This is a genomic window from Microbacterium halotolerans, from assembly GCF_003569805.1.
In the GTDB taxonomy this organism is placed as follows: Bacteria; Actinomycetota; Actinomycetes; order Actinomycetales; family Microbacteriaceae; genus Microbacterium; species Microbacterium halotolerans.
In genome coordinates this window covers 722151-737375 of the sequence record NZ_KZ984051.1, presented here as the reverse complement: position 1 = coordinate 737375, position 15225 = coordinate 722151, and the positions used below count along the sequence as shown (strand labels likewise).

Annotated in this window: 14 protein-coding genes; 6 read left to right on the top strand and 8 right to left on the bottom strand. The window is 67.0% G+C overall.

The features are described from left to right. Position 1: 1 nt before the first annotated feature. Both DZG09_RS03375 and DZG09_RS03370 read right to left on the bottom strand, forming a co-directional pair. Entirely contained in the window at positions 2–1120 is a 1119-nt protein-coding gene (locus DZG09_RS03375; RefSeq protein ID WP_162893132.1) for an ABC transporter substrate-binding protein, read from the bottom strand. 19 nt (positions 1121–1139) lie between these two features. Then, a complete protein-coding gene (locus DZG09_RS03370; protein ID WP_119696286.1) occupies positions 1140–2969 on the bottom strand; it encodes an ABC transporter permease in 1830 nt (609 codons plus the stop codon). Positions 2970–3120: 151 nt separating this feature from the next. Here DZG09_RS03370 and DZG09_RS03365 point away from each other — a divergent pair, with 151 nt between their 5' ends. Beyond that, the gene (locus DZG09_RS03365) at positions 3121–3894 is read left to right on the top strand and encodes an IclR family transcriptional regulator (RefSeq protein WP_162893130.1); all 774 of its coding nucleotides are present in this window, start codon (positions 3121–3123) and stop codon (positions 3892–3894) included. Positions 3895–3902: 8 nt separating this feature from the next. On the opposite strand, the gene DZG09_RS03360 is transcribed toward DZG09_RS03365, so the two are convergent. From DZG09_RS03360 to DZG09_RS03340, 4 genes are all read right to left on the bottom strand, one after another. Beyond that, the gene (locus DZG09_RS03360) at positions 3903–4535 is read right to left on the bottom strand and encodes an RraA family protein (protein ID WP_240423660.1); all 633 of its coding nucleotides are present in this window, start codon (positions 4533–4535) and stop codon (positions 3903–3905) included. 5 nt (positions 4536–4540) lie between these two features. Further along, positions 4541–5539, bottom strand: coding sequence for an amidohydrolase family protein (locus DZG09_RS03355; RefSeq protein ID WP_119696284.1), 999 nt, complete (start codon positions 5537–5539; stop codon positions 4541–4543). Positions 5540–6399: 860 nt separating this feature from the next. Beyond that, positions 6400–7233 carry an IS3 family transposase gene (locus tag DZG09_RS03345; RefSeq protein ID WP_240423831.1) on the bottom strand — a complete coding sequence of 278 codons (834 nt, stop codon included), beginning with the start codon at positions 7231–7233 and terminating at the stop codon, positions 6400–6402. Positions 7234–7244: 11 nt separating this feature from the next. Continuing rightward, positions 7245–7553 carry a transposase gene (locus DZG09_RS03340; RefSeq protein ID WP_119696281.1) on the bottom strand — a complete coding sequence of 103 codons (309 nt, stop codon included), beginning with the start codon at positions 7551–7553 and terminating at the stop codon, positions 7245–7247. 439 nt (positions 7554–7992) lie between these two features. Between DZG09_RS03340 and DZG09_RS03335 the strand changes: the two genes are divergently transcribed. The 5 genes from DZG09_RS03335 to DZG09_RS03315 all read left to right on the top strand — a co-directional run bounded on the left by DZG09_RS03335 (position 7993) and on the right by DZG09_RS03315 (position 12793). Next, positions 7993–8922, top strand: a complete 930-nt coding sequence (locus tag DZG09_RS03335; RefSeq protein WP_119696280.1) for an ABC transporter substrate-binding protein — start codon at positions 7993–7995, stop codon at positions 8920–8922. An 85-nt stretch (positions 8923–9007) separates the two neighbouring features. Beyond that, complete coding sequence (locus DZG09_RS03330) at positions 9008–9958, top strand: iron chelate uptake ABC transporter family permease subunit (protein WP_240423659.1); 951 nt, start codon at positions 9008–9010, stop codon at positions 9956–9958. Further along, the gene (locus tag DZG09_RS03325) at positions 9955–10998 is read left to right on the top strand and encodes a FecCD family ABC transporter permease (RefSeq protein ID WP_119696278.1); all 1044 of its coding nucleotides are present in this window, start codon (positions 9955–9957) and stop codon (positions 10996–10998) included. Before DZG09_RS03330 ends, DZG09_RS03325 begins: the two co-directional genes overlap by 4 nt. Then, a complete protein-coding gene (locus DZG09_RS03320) occupies positions 10995–11831 on the top strand; it encodes an ABC transporter ATP-binding protein (protein ID WP_119696277.1) in 837 nt (278 codons plus the stop codon). The genes DZG09_RS03325 and DZG09_RS03320 overlap by 4 nt, the downstream gene beginning before the upstream one ends. Positions 11832–11944: 113 nt before the next feature. Further along, positions 11945–12793, top strand: a complete 849-nt coding sequence (locus tag DZG09_RS03315; RefSeq protein ID WP_119696276.1) for an EI24 domain-containing protein — start codon at positions 11945–11947, stop codon at positions 12791–12793. Here the strand turns inward: DZG09_RS03315 and DZG09_RS03310 are convergent. Both DZG09_RS03310 and DZG09_RS03305 read right to left on the bottom strand, forming a co-directional pair. After that, positions 12681–14060, bottom strand: a complete 1380-nt coding sequence (locus DZG09_RS03310) for an MFS transporter (protein WP_119696275.1) — start codon at positions 14058–14060, stop codon at positions 12681–12683. The two genes, DZG09_RS03315 and DZG09_RS03310, sit on opposite strands and share 113 nt — an antisense overlap. Positions 14061–14138: 78 nt before the next feature. Next, positions 14139–15170 carry an MBL fold metallo-hydrolase gene (locus DZG09_RS03305; RefSeq protein ID WP_119697357.1) on the bottom strand — a complete coding sequence of 344 codons (1032 nt, stop codon included), beginning with the start codon at positions 15168–15170 and terminating at the stop codon, positions 14139–14141. Positions 15171–15225 lie beyond the last annotated feature (55 nt).

The window sequence follows — 15225 nt, the reverse complement described above, 5'->3', positions numbered from 1 at the left end:
GTCAGTTGGCGAAGGCGGACTGGATGATCTCCAGGTTCTCCGCGTTGATGGCGTTGAGGTCTGTCAGGCTGAACGGCTTGAGGAGATCCAGGTCGTCGATGGGCGGGTACCCCGGCACACCGGGCTGCCCCGGAACGAGCGGGTAGTAGCCGATCTCGGCCATCGCCTGCTGCGCCTCGGGGGTGAACAACCAGGTCATGAGGAGCTTGGCGGCCTCAGGGTTCGGCGCACCGTTGACGACGCCGAGGTAGTGGGGAGAGATGTGCACGCCGCCTTCTGTCGGGAAGACGTACTCGACTGGTGCACCCGCCGCTTGGTCTCGTATGTAGAACGGCATCGGGTACCAGCTCTGCAGCGCGTACTCGCCCGTGGCTACGGCGTTTCCGGAGGCGGGCGAGGATGCTTGGAACACGATGTCCTGAGCGGCAAGCCCCTCGATGTACTCGGTGTCGGCTGTGCCATCCCAGAGCAAGTGCGAGAGGGTGCCGAAGCCTGCGCCGTTGCGGGCCACGTCATCGGTAGTGATCCGCCCTGCCAACGCCGGGTCGAGCAGATCCTCCCAGCCTTGCGGGGCGTCCGCCGGGGCGAGTTGCGTGGTGTTGTACATATGGCCGAACGCCGTACCACTCGCGGCCCACACCATGCCGTTCGCGTCGGAGTAGGACGACTGGTCCATCTCGCTCGCGGTGACGGGCCGGAAGGCCTCGTAGTAGTCCTGCGGCAGACCGGGCGAGATGGAAGTGTCACCCGCCTGCACGAGGTCGGCGACGTGCTGGCCGCTGGCGAACTCGCCCTCCAGCCGGGCGGCGTAGTCCGGTCCGAGCAGGTACACGCCGGTGACTGAGATCTCAGGGAACCGAGCCAAGAAGAGCTCATCGTAGATCGACTGCTTGTCGGTCTCGCCTGGGCCGTAGACCGTCACCGTAGTCTGCCCAGCCTCGATCGCGGCCTCGTAGAGCTCGTCAATCGCGTCGACAGCCGCGTCGCCTCCCAAAGCCTGAACGTCGTCCATGGGAGGGACGTCTCCGCCGGGGGTGGCGCCGTCTCCAGGCGCACCGTCGATGCTACAAGCCGACAGCAGGAACGTGAGTGCGAGTAACCCGCTCGCGATCTTGGTCATGGGGCGCATGAAGTCCGTCCTATCTCTTGTTCGTAGGTGCATCGGAAGGGTGCTGCCCGAGGGCGCGCTCGGCACTTCCGGTTCGCACGGGATCGGCGGAGGGCTCTTCGACGGAGTGCCCTTGCCGAGATGACGCTCCGGTGCGCAGGCGCCGTAGCGCGACTGTCACGAGGCGCTGGAGCGCCAAGAGCAGGAGCATGCCGATGGTGAGCGTGCCGAGCAGGAGCACCAGTAGCGCCGCTGCGCGGGATGCGTAGCCCTGTGTGTTCAGGTCGTACACAAGCAACGGGACGGTGGGCGTGAGCGCGGAGGAGAGGAGCACCGGAATCGAGAGATTGCCGGCGATCACGATCGCGACGACGAACCAGGCCGAGAAGAAGCTCGGCGCGATCAGCGGCAGCACGACGCCGAGCACTACGCGCATAGGACGAGCGCCGCTGATGCGCGACGCTTCCTCAAGCTCGCGGTTGATCTGCATCAGCGCTGGCTGAATCGCGCGGGTGGCGATCGGCACCGCCGCGATCACAAGCCCCAGCCCCACGAGAATCATCGAGCCGTACAGTTGCCGCAAGCCCGGAATGCTGACATACGTCCATGACAGACCGAGCGCGAGCACGATGCCCGGCAACGTGAACGGCAGCCAGGTGAGCATCTCGACCACCCGGCGCATCCATGTCTCGTTGTGCGTGACCGCGTACATCGTGAGGAACGCGAGCGCGACAGCAGCGAGGCCGCCCACGATCGCCACGATGATGGTGGAGCGGATCGCTTCGACCGTCATGGGATCACTGAGCAGCGCCTCGTAGTTGGTGAGGGCATAGACGCCGCCGCCGAAGAAAGGCTGGAGGCTGCCCAGCACGAGTTGCGCGATGGGCAGCACGACACCGAAGAGGACGTACAGGGCGATCACGGCAGTGCCGACCCAGCGCCACGCACCGATCTCCCAGGGCGTCGTGTTGTAGCTCTTGCCCGTGACGGTGGTGTAGCGCTTCCCCCCGAGCATGACCCACTGCAGAGCGACCATGAGCAGCACGAGCCCGACGAGGAGGAGGGAGAGCACGCTCGCCCCGCCGTAGTCGGCCGGGGTTTGATCGGAGATATAGCCGTAGATCTCCGTCGAAAAGACGTCGATGCCGGCTGGAGTGCCGAGGAAGAGGGGAACTTCGAAGGCCTCGAGGCCGATGATCAGATTCAGGATCACCACGCCCGAGATAGCGGGCAGCAACACGGCGAGGTCGATGTTGAAGATCGTGCGCAGGCGGCTCGCTCCGGACATCTGCGCGGCTTCCTCGAGACTGCGATCCATCGCGCGGAACGGCCCGAGCAGCAGCAGGTAACAGAACGATGTGCCCTTGAGGATCATCACCGACACCAGGCCAGGCCACGAGTACGCCGAAAAGAGGGGTTCTTCGCCGCCCGTCACGCTCATCCACCACTGGTTGACATAACTGAGCCGTGGATTCCAGAGCATTCCCCAGCTCATCGCATAGAACAGCGGCGGCAGCGCGAGCACAAGCACCGTCACCGGAGTCACGATGCGCCGCAGAGGTGCCGTGCTGCGCACGGCGAAGAACACAAGGACCAGGGCGAGAATCACTGAACAGGCGGCGCACACGACGGCGATCACGACGGAGTCGGCGAAGGTACTGTAGGTGGCCGGATTGGCGAGCGTGCGGCCGAACGCGTCGAACGACCACTGCGCGGCTTGTCCGGGAGGCGCGTTGCGGAACGCGCCGATCACAAGCATGATCACCGGGAGCGCAAACAGGAGAACGGCGATCACCACCAACGGCAACATGCTGCGCGAGGTGCTGAATGCGCCATTGCTCGGCTGTCGACGAATCTTCATCACGTGCGGATTACCTCACTCTTCGTTGAGTCGGTGGCACCCAGAGGGGTGGGAACTATCTGATCGGTGTTCTCCCCACAATGGGAACTCGATCGCCTATTGTTCCGCTGGACGGAATCGGGAAGCGTGGTCCTCTGTGCATAATGTCGGTATGACTGATGACCCTGCAACTCCGCCTCCGCCCGACCTGATCGAGTCGGTAGACCACGCACTCCGTGTTCTGATCCTCCTGGAGACGAATGCGGAACTGCGCGTCTCCGATGTGGCCGAGCAGTTGGGAGTGGCGCGGTCCACGGCGCACCGGCTACTGGCGACGCTGGCGTGGCGGAGGTTCCTCGTGCAGGACCGCGTCACTCGGGCATTCCGCGCCGGTACAGCGCTCATCGAGCTGGGGCTCCGGTCCGTGAGCGAGTACGACCTGCGCCGCGCGGCGGAACCACACATGGACGCGCTCGCGGCGGAGCTAGGCGAGACGGTGAACATCATCGTGCTCGACGAGGGCGATGCACGTTTCATCGGCGGCGTGGAAGGGCCGGGCGTCGTCCGCACTCGTGTCGCGACCGGGCTCGTGCTTCCCGCCTATGCCTCTTCCGGTGGAAAGGTCCTGCTGGCCGCACTAGGGCAGGATGAGATCCGCAAGCTGTACCCGCGCGGCCTCAAGAAGGTGACGGCGCAGACCCGCAAGACGTTTGCTATGTTGCGGGAGGAGCTCGCGTACGTGCAGCTCAAGGGCTATGCGTTCAACGACGAGGAGAGCGCACACGGGCTGCGGGCGATGGCAGTGCCCGTCCGCGACCGGATCGGTCGGACGATCGCCGCGCTTGCGATCTCCTCCCCCGCCTCGCGCATGCCGAAATCGCGGGTGCCGGCGCTCTACGCGGCACTGACCGACACATCCACCCTGATCCGGAACGATCTGCCGTAGCCGCCACCTCAGGGCCGCGCGAATCCGTAGAGGTCCACGCTCGATTCCCCGCGCGCAAGTCGCTCCATGAACTCGATCTCCTTCTGCGCCCGGTCTCGGGCGCGATCAAGCACTCCCGCGAACTCGGCTGCGGGAATCGAAACGATACCGTCCGCGTCGGCGACGATAATGTCGCCGCGCCATACAGTCACACGGTCAAAGCGCACGGGCTGACCGATTGTCCCCGCGTCGCCCTTCGCCGTGCCGTGCAGTGCCAGCCTCGTACTGAACACGGGGAAGCCGCGAGCGCCGAGCCTGATGACATCTCGCACCCCGCCGAGGATGACCAGTCCCGCGACGCCTCGGGTCTGAGCAAATACCGTGAGCACCTCTCCCCAGCACCCGTACGCGGAATCCTGCGCATTTACGACCAGTGCCTCGCCAGACTGGGCCTGCTCTACCGCGAGATGCAGAGCAAGGTTGTCGCCGGCGACGGTACTCACGGGCAACGCCCGGGCGACCAGCACCGCACCGGGCCATGCAGGATGGAGCGAGCTGGGCAGGACGCATTCGAACCCAGCGGCCTCGTACAGTGTCGCCGTGCCGAGTTCCAGCAGCTCCGTACGAAGCTCATCGAGATTCACGTTGTGCTGTCCGGACACGAGCGTCACAGCCTGAAAAGCGCACGGGCGTTCGTCTCGAATACTCGGCTACGATCGTTGTCGCTGAGCCATTCGATGTCGTCGATGAGCAAGTGGATGTCGTCGATCCAGCGCCCGGTCTCGGGGTCGATGTGCGAACCGGTCCCGGGCTTCTCGGATCCGAAAAGCGCACGATCCGTCCCGACAGCACGAATGAGCAACTCGATCGAGTCCTGCGTATACAGGCACGTGTCGTAGTAGAGCTTGCGCATCTGCTCGCGGAACGTCGTGCCCTTGCGCATAGCCGACGGAAAGAAGCGGCCACGCTGGTAGGGTATTGCCCCCCCACCGTGGGAGACGATGACTTTCAGGTCGGGAAAGTCGTCAAATACCGTGGAGTTGATCAGACCGATAACCGAGAGCGTCTCCTCCTGGACGAAGTGGAGAGAGTACGACTCGCGAGCCGGAGGACGACACCCGGCCGAGTGGAGAAGCACCGGCACGTCGAGCTCTACAAGAGTCTCCCAGATCGGGTACCAGAAGGGATCCCCTAGGGCCGGTGGTTGGGCGGCACCCTCGTAAGGGTCCGAGTTGAGCATGACACCGGCGAACCCGAGCTCAGTGACCGCGCGACGCAGTTCCGCTGTCCACCGCCTCGGGTCGGTCTCCATGCTCTGCGGCAGACCGGCCACACCGCGGAACCGATTCGGTTCGAGCGCGACTGAGCGCGCGATGACGTCGTTCGTCTCCTCGGTAAACCACTCGACGAGCTTGGCCTGCTCACTGTGCATCATCTGATATGGCCGCGGCGAGATCAGTTGCAGGTCAATGCCAGCGTTGTCAAGATGTTCGAGGTGAGACACGTTTCCGAAGCTCTTGTTCGGTGCCTCCAACGCGGCGCGGAGAGAACTGTCGGTGGTTCCTGCCCCGCCACGGCCGTGTGCGCCGCGGTGAGACAGAAGGCCTGCCTTGTAGGCGTAGAGGGACTCAGGCGCCGTGACATGCCCATGGATGTCGATCTTCATTGTTCTCCAGCCGATTCGTCGTGACGTGGCAATGCGCGTGCGCACTCTCAATACCGCGCGCATCTATGCTTCCATCGACCCAACTGGCATTGAGCGGCAACCGCAATACATTCACATCGTTGTTCCGTGGGGCGGAACCTCATCCTGCGACAGGAAGTGCGCGCCAGCCATGTTAGGAGCGGCATGGGCCCGGTTGCTGCATCGATCGACCGCTCCAGAACCAGCCTCATGGCCCAGGGACACCGGCCATAAGGCTGGCCTCACTGTTCAGATTGTGAAACGGGGCGGCCCCGGACTCACCGTCACGCCTTCATCGTTCGAGTCCCAGACTGCAGTGCGGTAGATGCAAAAAGTAGTTCTAATCTGGGAATACTGATCCTACTGAGTGAATGACTCTTCGTAGGCAAGGAACACTTGCAAGGTAGAGGACTACCTGCGCCTGCATGCCGACACGGCCCGCGCACCGACCCGGATCGAGCACTGTCGGAATCGCTCTCACCATCCCGGAAGCCACTCGCCAAGCATGATCCCAGCAAGGTGGTCCTTGACGCGGTTCTTGGTCTCACGCTCAGTGGCGACGCGTTCGCAGACGTCGACACGCTCCGCGCGAAGCCGCCTGTCTACGGGCAGGTCGCGTCCGATCCGACGGTCGCGCACGCCCTCCCGGCTCTTGCCGGAGACGTCACCAACGTCAAAGTCGCGATCAGTGCAGCTCGTCGATCCGCGAAGGAAGCACCCTGGTCGCTCGCTGTGCCACCCTCGCCCAACGATACCTGTTTAGCTCGCGACCCAGCTGTCATCGATCTGGATGCGACGTTCATCACGGCGGGGCCTGCTGAAAGTTCGGTTGGCTCCGTTCCCTATGCCGCCAGAGCGACGACCGGTCTCATGATGTCCTGGTACTCCACCGGGGTCAACCTCCCCAGCCGCCGCTGACGACGGCGCTGGTGATAGGTCGCTTCGATCCAGTGGGTACCCGCGAGCCGCAGCTCTGCCATCGTCGCCCACCGACGCGAGTCGAGCACGTTGGTCTGTAGCGTGGAGAAGAAGCTCTCCATCGCCGCGTTGTCGCCCGCCGCGCCAACTCTGCCCATCGACCCGACCAGCCCGTGCCTACGCAGCGCCCTGCGGAAGCGCCTGGCCCGGAATTGGCCGTGGTCGGAATGAACCACGGTCTGACTGGGCTTGCGTGCTTCCACGGCCATATCGAGCGCGTTCAAGACGAGGTCGGTGGTCTGGCGCATGTCGATCGCCCAGCCGACGATCTTCCGCGAGTACACGTCGATGACACAACAGCAGTAGATCTTCCCTTCACGGGTGGGATGCTCGGTGATGTCCGTGCACCACAGCTGGTTTGGAGCGGTCGCGGTGAAGTCCCGGTTGACCAGGTCCTCGGTCGTCACGAGATGTTCGCGATTCACGTACCGTTTGCGGGTGCCAGCCAGCCCTCGCAGGCCCGTGCGTGCCATAACCCGCGCCACCTGGTCCCGACCGACGCGGATGCCCAGTCCGTGCACGAGTTCGGCGTGCACCCGGCGGGCGCCGTAGCAGCCGCGGGAGGCGCGGTGGATGTTCGCAATCGTCTCTGCGAGCATCTCGTGTCGAATCGTGCGCTGGCTCATCGGCCGGTCGCGCCACGCCCGGTAGCCACGCTCAGTGACGCGCAGCACATGGCAGGCGACCTGGGTGCTGATGCCCTGCCCGGTCAGGGCCGCGACGACCGGGAACCGTCTTTTGGGCGAATCCCCTCGTCCTTCAACATTGACGCGGCAAGACGGGTCGCGGAGAGCTCTTCTTCCAGCTCCCGAATACGCCGGCGCGCATCGGTGAGCTCCGCGGCCAACGTGCTGTCAATGCCAGGAATCTCTCCGGCATCGATGCGCTCCTGGCGACGCCATCGATAGATCGTCGCTGAGGCGATCCCGAGCTCTGCGGCCAACTCCCCGGCGTCGCGGCCGTCGTGAACAAGCGCGAGCACACGCTCGCGGAACTGAGATGAGTACTGACGTGGCATGAGGTGAACGGCCTTCTCTGACGAGCCCAGATTCTCACAACAGAGCGGCACGAAACTCAGTACACGTCAAGACGGAACAAAACCCAGGACGGTTCAATCACGCGTCACGTCCAACCAAGTCCTTCCTTATCCGCGTGGATAGCGCGGACAAGGAAGGACTTGTCGATTGGCTCAACAAGATGCGACTGTCATGCTCGATCGGGTTCATGCTCCCGCTCGACGGCCTTGGCGATCCCCGCGCCGCGATCAACACGACCGCACCACGCGGCCCACTATCCGACGCAGGACGCCGTCAAGGAGTTGGCCGCGCGATTCTCGCTTTTCGCGGCCTCGTTCCAGCGCCGCCTCCGCGGCAGTCGCTGACACGGGCGGATGTGACTTTTAGGTTAGGCTCAACTAACCTACCTTCAACGTTGCTCTCCCGACCCGAAGGATCCCGATGACCAACTCCCGCGCGCTGCAGCGCCCTGCAGCGGCCCTCGGCGCCGTCGCCGTCGCCGCGCTTCTGCTGAGCGCCTGCTCTCCGGCCGAGTCCGCCGATTCGACCGAGTCGGAAGGCTCGACGCACGCCGTCACGCATGCGCGCGGCGAGACGAACGTTCCGGATGATCCGCAGCGCGTGGTCGTGCTGGAACCGGTGCAGCTCGACACGGCCGTCGCCCTCGGCGTGACCCCGGTCGGCACAGCGGTCGCCAGCGAGGAGGTCGGTGTGCCTGCGTACCTCGGTGAGGAGGCCGCGGACATCGAGATGGTCGGCACCATCAGCGAGCCGAGCGTCGAGCGCATCGCCGCGCTGGAACCGGATCTCATCATCGGCACGGAATCGCGCCACTCGGCGCTGTACGACCAGCTCGACGACGTCGCGCCGACCGTGTTCATGGCCACGCAGGCCGACCCGTGGCAGGAGAACGCCGCACTGGTGGCCGAGGCGCTCGGCGACTCGGAGGAGCTGGAGTCGCTGCAGGCCGACTACGAGGCCCGATGCGCCGAGATCGCCGACGAGTACGACACCGCGGACACGACGGCGCAGCTGATCCGCCCGCGTGACACCCGGCTGACGCTGTACGGCCCGACCTCCTTCGCCGGCGGCACGCTCGAGTGCGCCGGGTTCACGATCCCCGAGCACGACTGGGAGGACATCTCCCTCGACATCTCGCCCGAGCAGGCGCGCCAGGGTGCGGCAGACCTCGTGCTGGTCACGTCGAACGATCCGGATGATCCCAGTACGGTTCCCGACGCGATCACCGACAACGCCGATGCCTTCGGCAGCATGCACGTAGTCGACTTCGGGTACTGGATCACCGGCGTCGGCTACTACGGAGGCGGGGTCGTTCTCGACGACCTCGAACGCATCCTGCAGGAGGACTGAGCTGACCGCTCTCGTCGGCGGACGCCGGGCGGTCACAGGTGCGGCCGCCCGGCGTTCCCGCGCGTGGATCGCCGGGCTGGCGGCCGTGCTCGCCGTCGTCGCGGCGGCGTCGCTGTTCGTCGGCGCCAATCCGATTCCGCCCGGCGACATATGGGCCGCGCTCACCGGAGCCGGATCGGACGAAGCGCAGTTCGTGGTGTGGGATCAGCGGGCACCGCGCATCGTGGCCGGTGTGATGGTGGGCATGGCGCTCGGCGTGGCCGGAGCGCTGATCCAGGCGTTCACGCGCAACCCGCTGGCCGACCCCGGTGTGCTCGGCGTGAACGCCGGTGCGGCGTTCTTCATCGCAGTCGGCATCGCCTTCCTCGGTGTCACTCGCCCGTCCGAGTACGTCTGGCTCGCCTGCGCGGGGGCGCTCGTGATCACCACCGCCGTGTATCTGCTCGGCTCGTCCCGACGAGGGCCCGCAGACCCGATCCGGATGACGGTGGCAGGTGTCGCCGTAGGCGCCGTGCTGTCCGGGCTGACCACGGGCGTGACTCTCACCCATCCGGATGCCTTCGACAGGATGCGCGGCTGGAATGCGGGCACGCTGCTCGAGCGCGGACCGGACGTGCTGTTCGCAACGGCTCCGCTGCTGCTGATCGGCCTGGTGCTCGCCATGACGGCCGCGCCCGCGCTCAACTCCGTCGCCCTCGGCGCCGACGTCGCACGCTCGCACGGGGTGCGCCTGGCGCGCGTGCAGATCGCAGCCGTGGTCGCCATCACCCTGCTCGCCGGAGCGGCCACGGCGATCGCAGGGCCGATCTCCTTCGTCGGCCTGATGGTTCCGCACGTGGTGCGCTGGTGCGTCGGAACCGATCAGCGGCGCATCTTCGCCGTGTCGATGCTGGCCGCGCCTGCACTGGTCCTGATCGCGGATGTGGCTGGCCGCGTCGCCGTGCCAGGCGAGATGCCGGCAGGAATCGTCACGGCGTTCATCGGTGCCCCCGTGCTGATCGCACTGGTGCGCCGTCGACGGGCGAGCACACTGTGAGCGGCGCGAAGGTCGAGTTCGGGCACCGGCGCGTCGTCCTGGCAGGTGGCGCCGCCGTCGTGCGCGTGCGCTCCGCGGCGGTGACAGCCGTCCTCGCGGTCATCGCCGTGCTGCTCGGCTGCGCCGCGCTCGCACTGGGCGACTACCCGGTGACGGTCGCGCAGATGATCGGCGCGTTCACCGGTGCAACGGACGGTCTCGAGCGCACCGCCGTGCTGGAGTGGCGCCTGCCCAGGGCTGCGTCGGCGCTCGCCTTCGGCGCGGCGCTCGGTGCGGCAGGAGCCGTGTTCCAGACCTTCACACGCAATCCGCTCGCCAGCCCCGACGTGATCGGTCTCGCCAGCGGCTCGTACACCGGCATGATCCTGGTGCTGATAGCGGGAGGCGGATGGGCGGCGCTGACCGCCGGGTCGCTCATCGGCGGCTTCGCCGCGGCCGCCGCGATCCTGCTCCTGGCCTCCAGGGACGGTCTGCAAGGGTTCCGCTTCATCGTCGTCGGCATCGGCGTCTCCGCGATGCTGTCGGCGTTCAACACGTGGCTTCTGCTGCGCGCAGAGCTCGACACCGCACTGTTCGCCGCCGCGTGGGGTGCTGGCACCCTCAACAGCGCCACGGCTGACAACGGCTGGCCTGCCGTCGTCGCCGTGGCGGTGCTGCTCGTGGCCGTGGTGCCGGTTGCGCGCGGCCTCCGGCAGCTCGACCTCGGCGATGACGCCGCCAGAGCGACAGGCGCGAACACCTCCGTGGTGCGCTGGGCCGCCATCGCCCTCGCCGTGGCGCTGGTGAGTGTGACGACCGCGGTGGCCGGCCCGATCTCGTTCATCGCGCTGTCGGCGCCGCAGATCGCCCGTCGCCTCTGCGGCACCGCGACCATCCCGCTGGCAGCCGCAGGTGCCGCCGGAGCGATGCTGCTGATCGCCGCCGACCTGATCGCGCAGCATCTGATTCCCCTCACCGTGCCGGTCGGCGTCGTCACGGTCGTCCTCGGCGGGGCCTACCTCATCTGGCTGCTCGCCCACGAGATCAGGAAGGCGCCATGACCTCACCCGGCACACCTGCGTCCCCTCACCCCGCATCCGCCGCCTCGCCGGATCACGTCCGACTGTCTGCGGAGGGCCTGACACTGCGCTACGACCAGCGCATCATCAGCGAGAGCCTCGGCTTCGATGTGCCGCCCGGCTCGTTCACCGTGATCATCGGCCCGAACGCCTCGGGCAAGTCGACGCTGCTGCGCGCCCTATCCGGGCTGCTGAAGCCCACGGCCGGCTCTGTGGTGCTCGACGGCGCGGACATCGCGAAGCTGTCGCCGAAGCGCATCGCCGCGCGGATCGGTCTGCTGCCGCAGTCGAGTTCGGCCCCGGACGGCATCACCGTCGCCGAACTGGTCTCCCGCGGCCGCTTCGCCCACCAGCGCATGCTGCGGCAGTGGTCGCCGGCTGACGAGGCCGCCGTAGCCGAGGCGCTCAACGAGACGGCGACGCGCGAGCTGTCGGCCCGCAGGGTCGACGAGCTCTCCGGTGGCCAACGGCAGCGTGTGTGGATCGCCATGGTGCTGGCTCAGCAGACGCCGATGATCCTGCTCGACGAACCGACGACCTTCCTCGATGTCGCCCATCAGATCGACGTGCTGAACCTGCTGCACCGGCTCAACTCATCCGGACGCACCGTCGTCGCCGTGCTGCACGATCTCAATCAGGCCGCCCGCTACGCCAGTCACATCGTGGCGATGGCCGATGGGCGCATCGTCGCACAAGGGTCGCCCGGCGAGACGATCACCTCGCAGCTCGTGCATGACGTGTTCTCCCTGCCGAATCTCGTGATCCCCGACCCTGCCACCGGCACGCCGCTGGTCATCCCTCGCGATACTCGCTGAGGCCGACAGGCGGCCGGGCGCGCGCCGCTTCGTGATCAGGGCCTTGGAGCAATGCGCGGCGTATCGGGCTGACGCACGGCGCACCGCGCGGCAATCACCATAGGCTGGGCGGGATGCGAGGGTTCTGGCGCGGGGTGCGGACGCTGTTCGACGGATTCGGGTGGTGGCGACAGGCTCCAGGCGCGATGGCGCTCGGCCTGGTGCCGGCCGTCATCGTCGCGGCGCTCGCCACGGCGGCGATCGTGACGCTGGCGGCGTTCGCGCCGGCGCTCGTGTCCGCGCTGACGCCGTTCGCCGACGGCTGGCATCCGTTCTGGGCGGGGGCGCTCCGCGTCGCGATCGGCCTGGCTCTCGTAGCCGGAACGGCGGTGGCCGCCGCCGTGACGTTCACGGCCGTGACGCTCGCCGTCGGCGAGCCGTTCTACGAGCGGATCTGGCGCTCCGTCGAGTCGGCGGCCGGCGAGGCTCCCGATGCGCGCTACGGCTTCTGGCGTGCGGCCGGCGACGGGCTCTCACTCATCCTGCGCGGCCTGCTCGTCGCCGTCGCCGTCGGCCTGATCGGGCTGATCCCGTTCGTCGGCACCGTGCTCGGCGCGGTCACGGGTGCCGTGCTCTCCGGCCTGCTGCTGACGGACGAACTCGCCTCAAGAGCGCTGACGGCACGCGGGCTCAACCGCCGCGAGCGCCGTCGCCTGCTGCGCACACAGCGGTCGACGGCGCTCGGGTTCGGTGTCGCGACGTACCTGTGCTTCCTGATCCCGCTCGGGGCGGTGCTCGTGATGCCCGCAGCCGTCGCCGGCTCCACGCTGCTGAGCCAGCGCCTCCTTCACTCGACCGGCGACAGCGAGGTCAGCGCGTCGCCGCGACCGCCTCGGCAGGAGCCGCCTTCGCAGGCTTCCCGTCCAGTTCGGTCAGATCGAGGTTCGAACGGTCCTTGCCCGTCATCAGGCCGACCAGACTGATCAGAGCGAATCCGATCCACAGCAGCGACACGAGCCAGAGGCTGCCGCCACCCGCGGCGGCGAGCGCCGTCGCGATCATGGGCGTGAAGCCGGCACCCGCGGTCGCGGCGAACTGATAGGCGACAGAAGCGCCGGAGTTGCGCACGGAGGTCGGGAACTGCTCACCGGCATATGCCCCGTACGGGCCGGCGGAGAAGCCCTGGACGACCGACAGACCCAGGAACACCGCGAAGAAGAACAGCACGACGTTGTCGGTCTGCAGCATCATCATGATCGGGAAGGCCAGCGCGATGCCGAGGATGTTGCCGAACATCAGGATGCGGCGCCTGCCGAAGCGGTCGGACATCCGGGACGCGATGATGATGAACAGGATGGTGGTCACGGCCGCCGAGGCCTTCAGCACCAGCACGAGGCTCTGCTCGTGCGAGGCCTGCTGCACCACGTAGGCCACGGCCCACGCACCCATCAGGCCCTGCGCTCCCTGGCCGGAGATTCCGACGGCGAAGGCGCGAAGCAGCGGGCGCCAATGATGCCGGACGAGCTCGACCAGCGGCGTCTTCCGGTGCTGGGGCGCACGCTCTGCCGCCTCCAGGAACACCTTCGACTCCGTCACCTTCCGACGGATGAACACGGCGATCATCATGAACACCGCAGAGAGGATGAACGGCACTCGCCATCCCCACGACAGGAACTGCTCATCCGGCATAGTCGCCATGCCGGCCAGGATGAGCGTTCCCACCAGCGTGCCCGTCGGCGCCCCCATGTAGGAGAAGGCCGAGGCGAAGCCGCGCGAACGCTTCTTCGCGTTCTCGAAGCCGACGAGGGTGGCGCCGCCCCACTCGCCCCCCACGGCGATGCCCTGCACGACGCGCAGGGTCACCAGCAGCGCTGGCGCCCAGATTCCGATCTGGTCTGTGGCTGGCAGCAGTCCGATCAGCGTCGACGTCACGCCCATCACGACGATCGTCGCCATCAGCACGGTCTTGCGGCCGACCTTGTCGCCGAGGTGGCCGAAGATCACGCCGCCGAGCGGGCGCGCCACGTAGCCGGCCGCCAGTGTGGCGAACGAGAGCACGAGCGCGGCTGTCGGGTCGAGGTTCGTGAAGAAGATGCGGTTGAACACGATCCCGGCAGCCGTGGCGTACAGGATGAAGTCGTAGTACTCCAGCGCCGTGCCGATCAGGCTGGACGCCAGGATTCGGCGCATATCGCGCTTGGACGCGGAATAGGCGGTATCGACCGCCTGGGTCTGGGACGAGTTGGTCATCGTTGACTCCTCAATTCGGATGGTCGGCCGGGGGCCGGATGAGTGCGGGCGGGCTCCAGGCGTCGCCGCTGCTTCTTGTCAGGTCGCGGCACCAGCCGGCTGAGGCAGGCGGGCGAAGCTGAGCGTGTCGAGATCGTCGGGGATCGTCAGCGGGCCGTCGAACGTCTGCTGCGCACCTCGCCACACCTCGGGATGTGCGTGGGACGGCACGAGATGATGCAGGGCGAGGCGTCGCGCCCCGGCGCGCGCCGCGATCCGGCCCGCGTCAGCGGGCGTCGTGTGGGAGCGGCGATGGTGGTCCATCGTCGCCTTGAGCATCTCCGTGTCGGAGTACTGAGCGGCCAGGATGTCGAGGTCGATCGCCTCGTGCAGCAGCAGATCGGTGTCGCGGGCCAGGCGCACCAGATTGTCGCAGGGAGCGGTGTCGCCCGAGATCGTGACCGATCCGTGCTCGGTGTCGAAGCGGTAGGCGAACGCTGGCGCCATGGGGTGATGTGACACGAGTGTGGCCGTCACGGTCACGAGATCGTCGCGGAACACCTCGATCGGCTCCATGTCGGGCGAGACGGCAGTGTCGGGGTCGAACCCCGGCACGTCGCCGAGGTCGATCTCGCGCGCCTCGAACGTGTCGCGCGGGCTCTTGGCGAGCGAATCGAAGATCCGGTCGTTGATGTCGGTCGCGAAGGCGGCGAGCAGCCCGTCGAGCAGGCCCGCCACACCGGGCGTAGGGCTGTGCGGGGCGACCTGCTCCGGTATCGCGCTTGCCTGAGGCGACAACGGGGTCGGCCTTCCCCTGTCGCCGGGGCCCACGATCGGGATCGGCCCCGCAGAGCGGCTCTTCAGCTCGAACGCGCCGAACAGCACGATGCCCGGCAGGTCGACGAGGTGGTCGGAGTGCATATGGGTGAGGAAGATGCCGCCGAGCTTCGGCATCGGCAGACCGACGGCGCTCGCCTGATGTCCCGCTCCGTCTCCGCAGTCGACGAGGTACCAGCGGTCGCCGACGACGACGGCCGTCGCGATGCCGAAGCGCGGTGCGCCGGCATGGTCTGCCCACCAGCGCGGGCCGCCTGCGGTGCCCAGTGTCACGATTCGGGGCTCAGTCGTCATGGTCACGTCGTCGTGTTCCTTCCTTCGGTACGCCTCCATCGTTCTCGCACGCCCT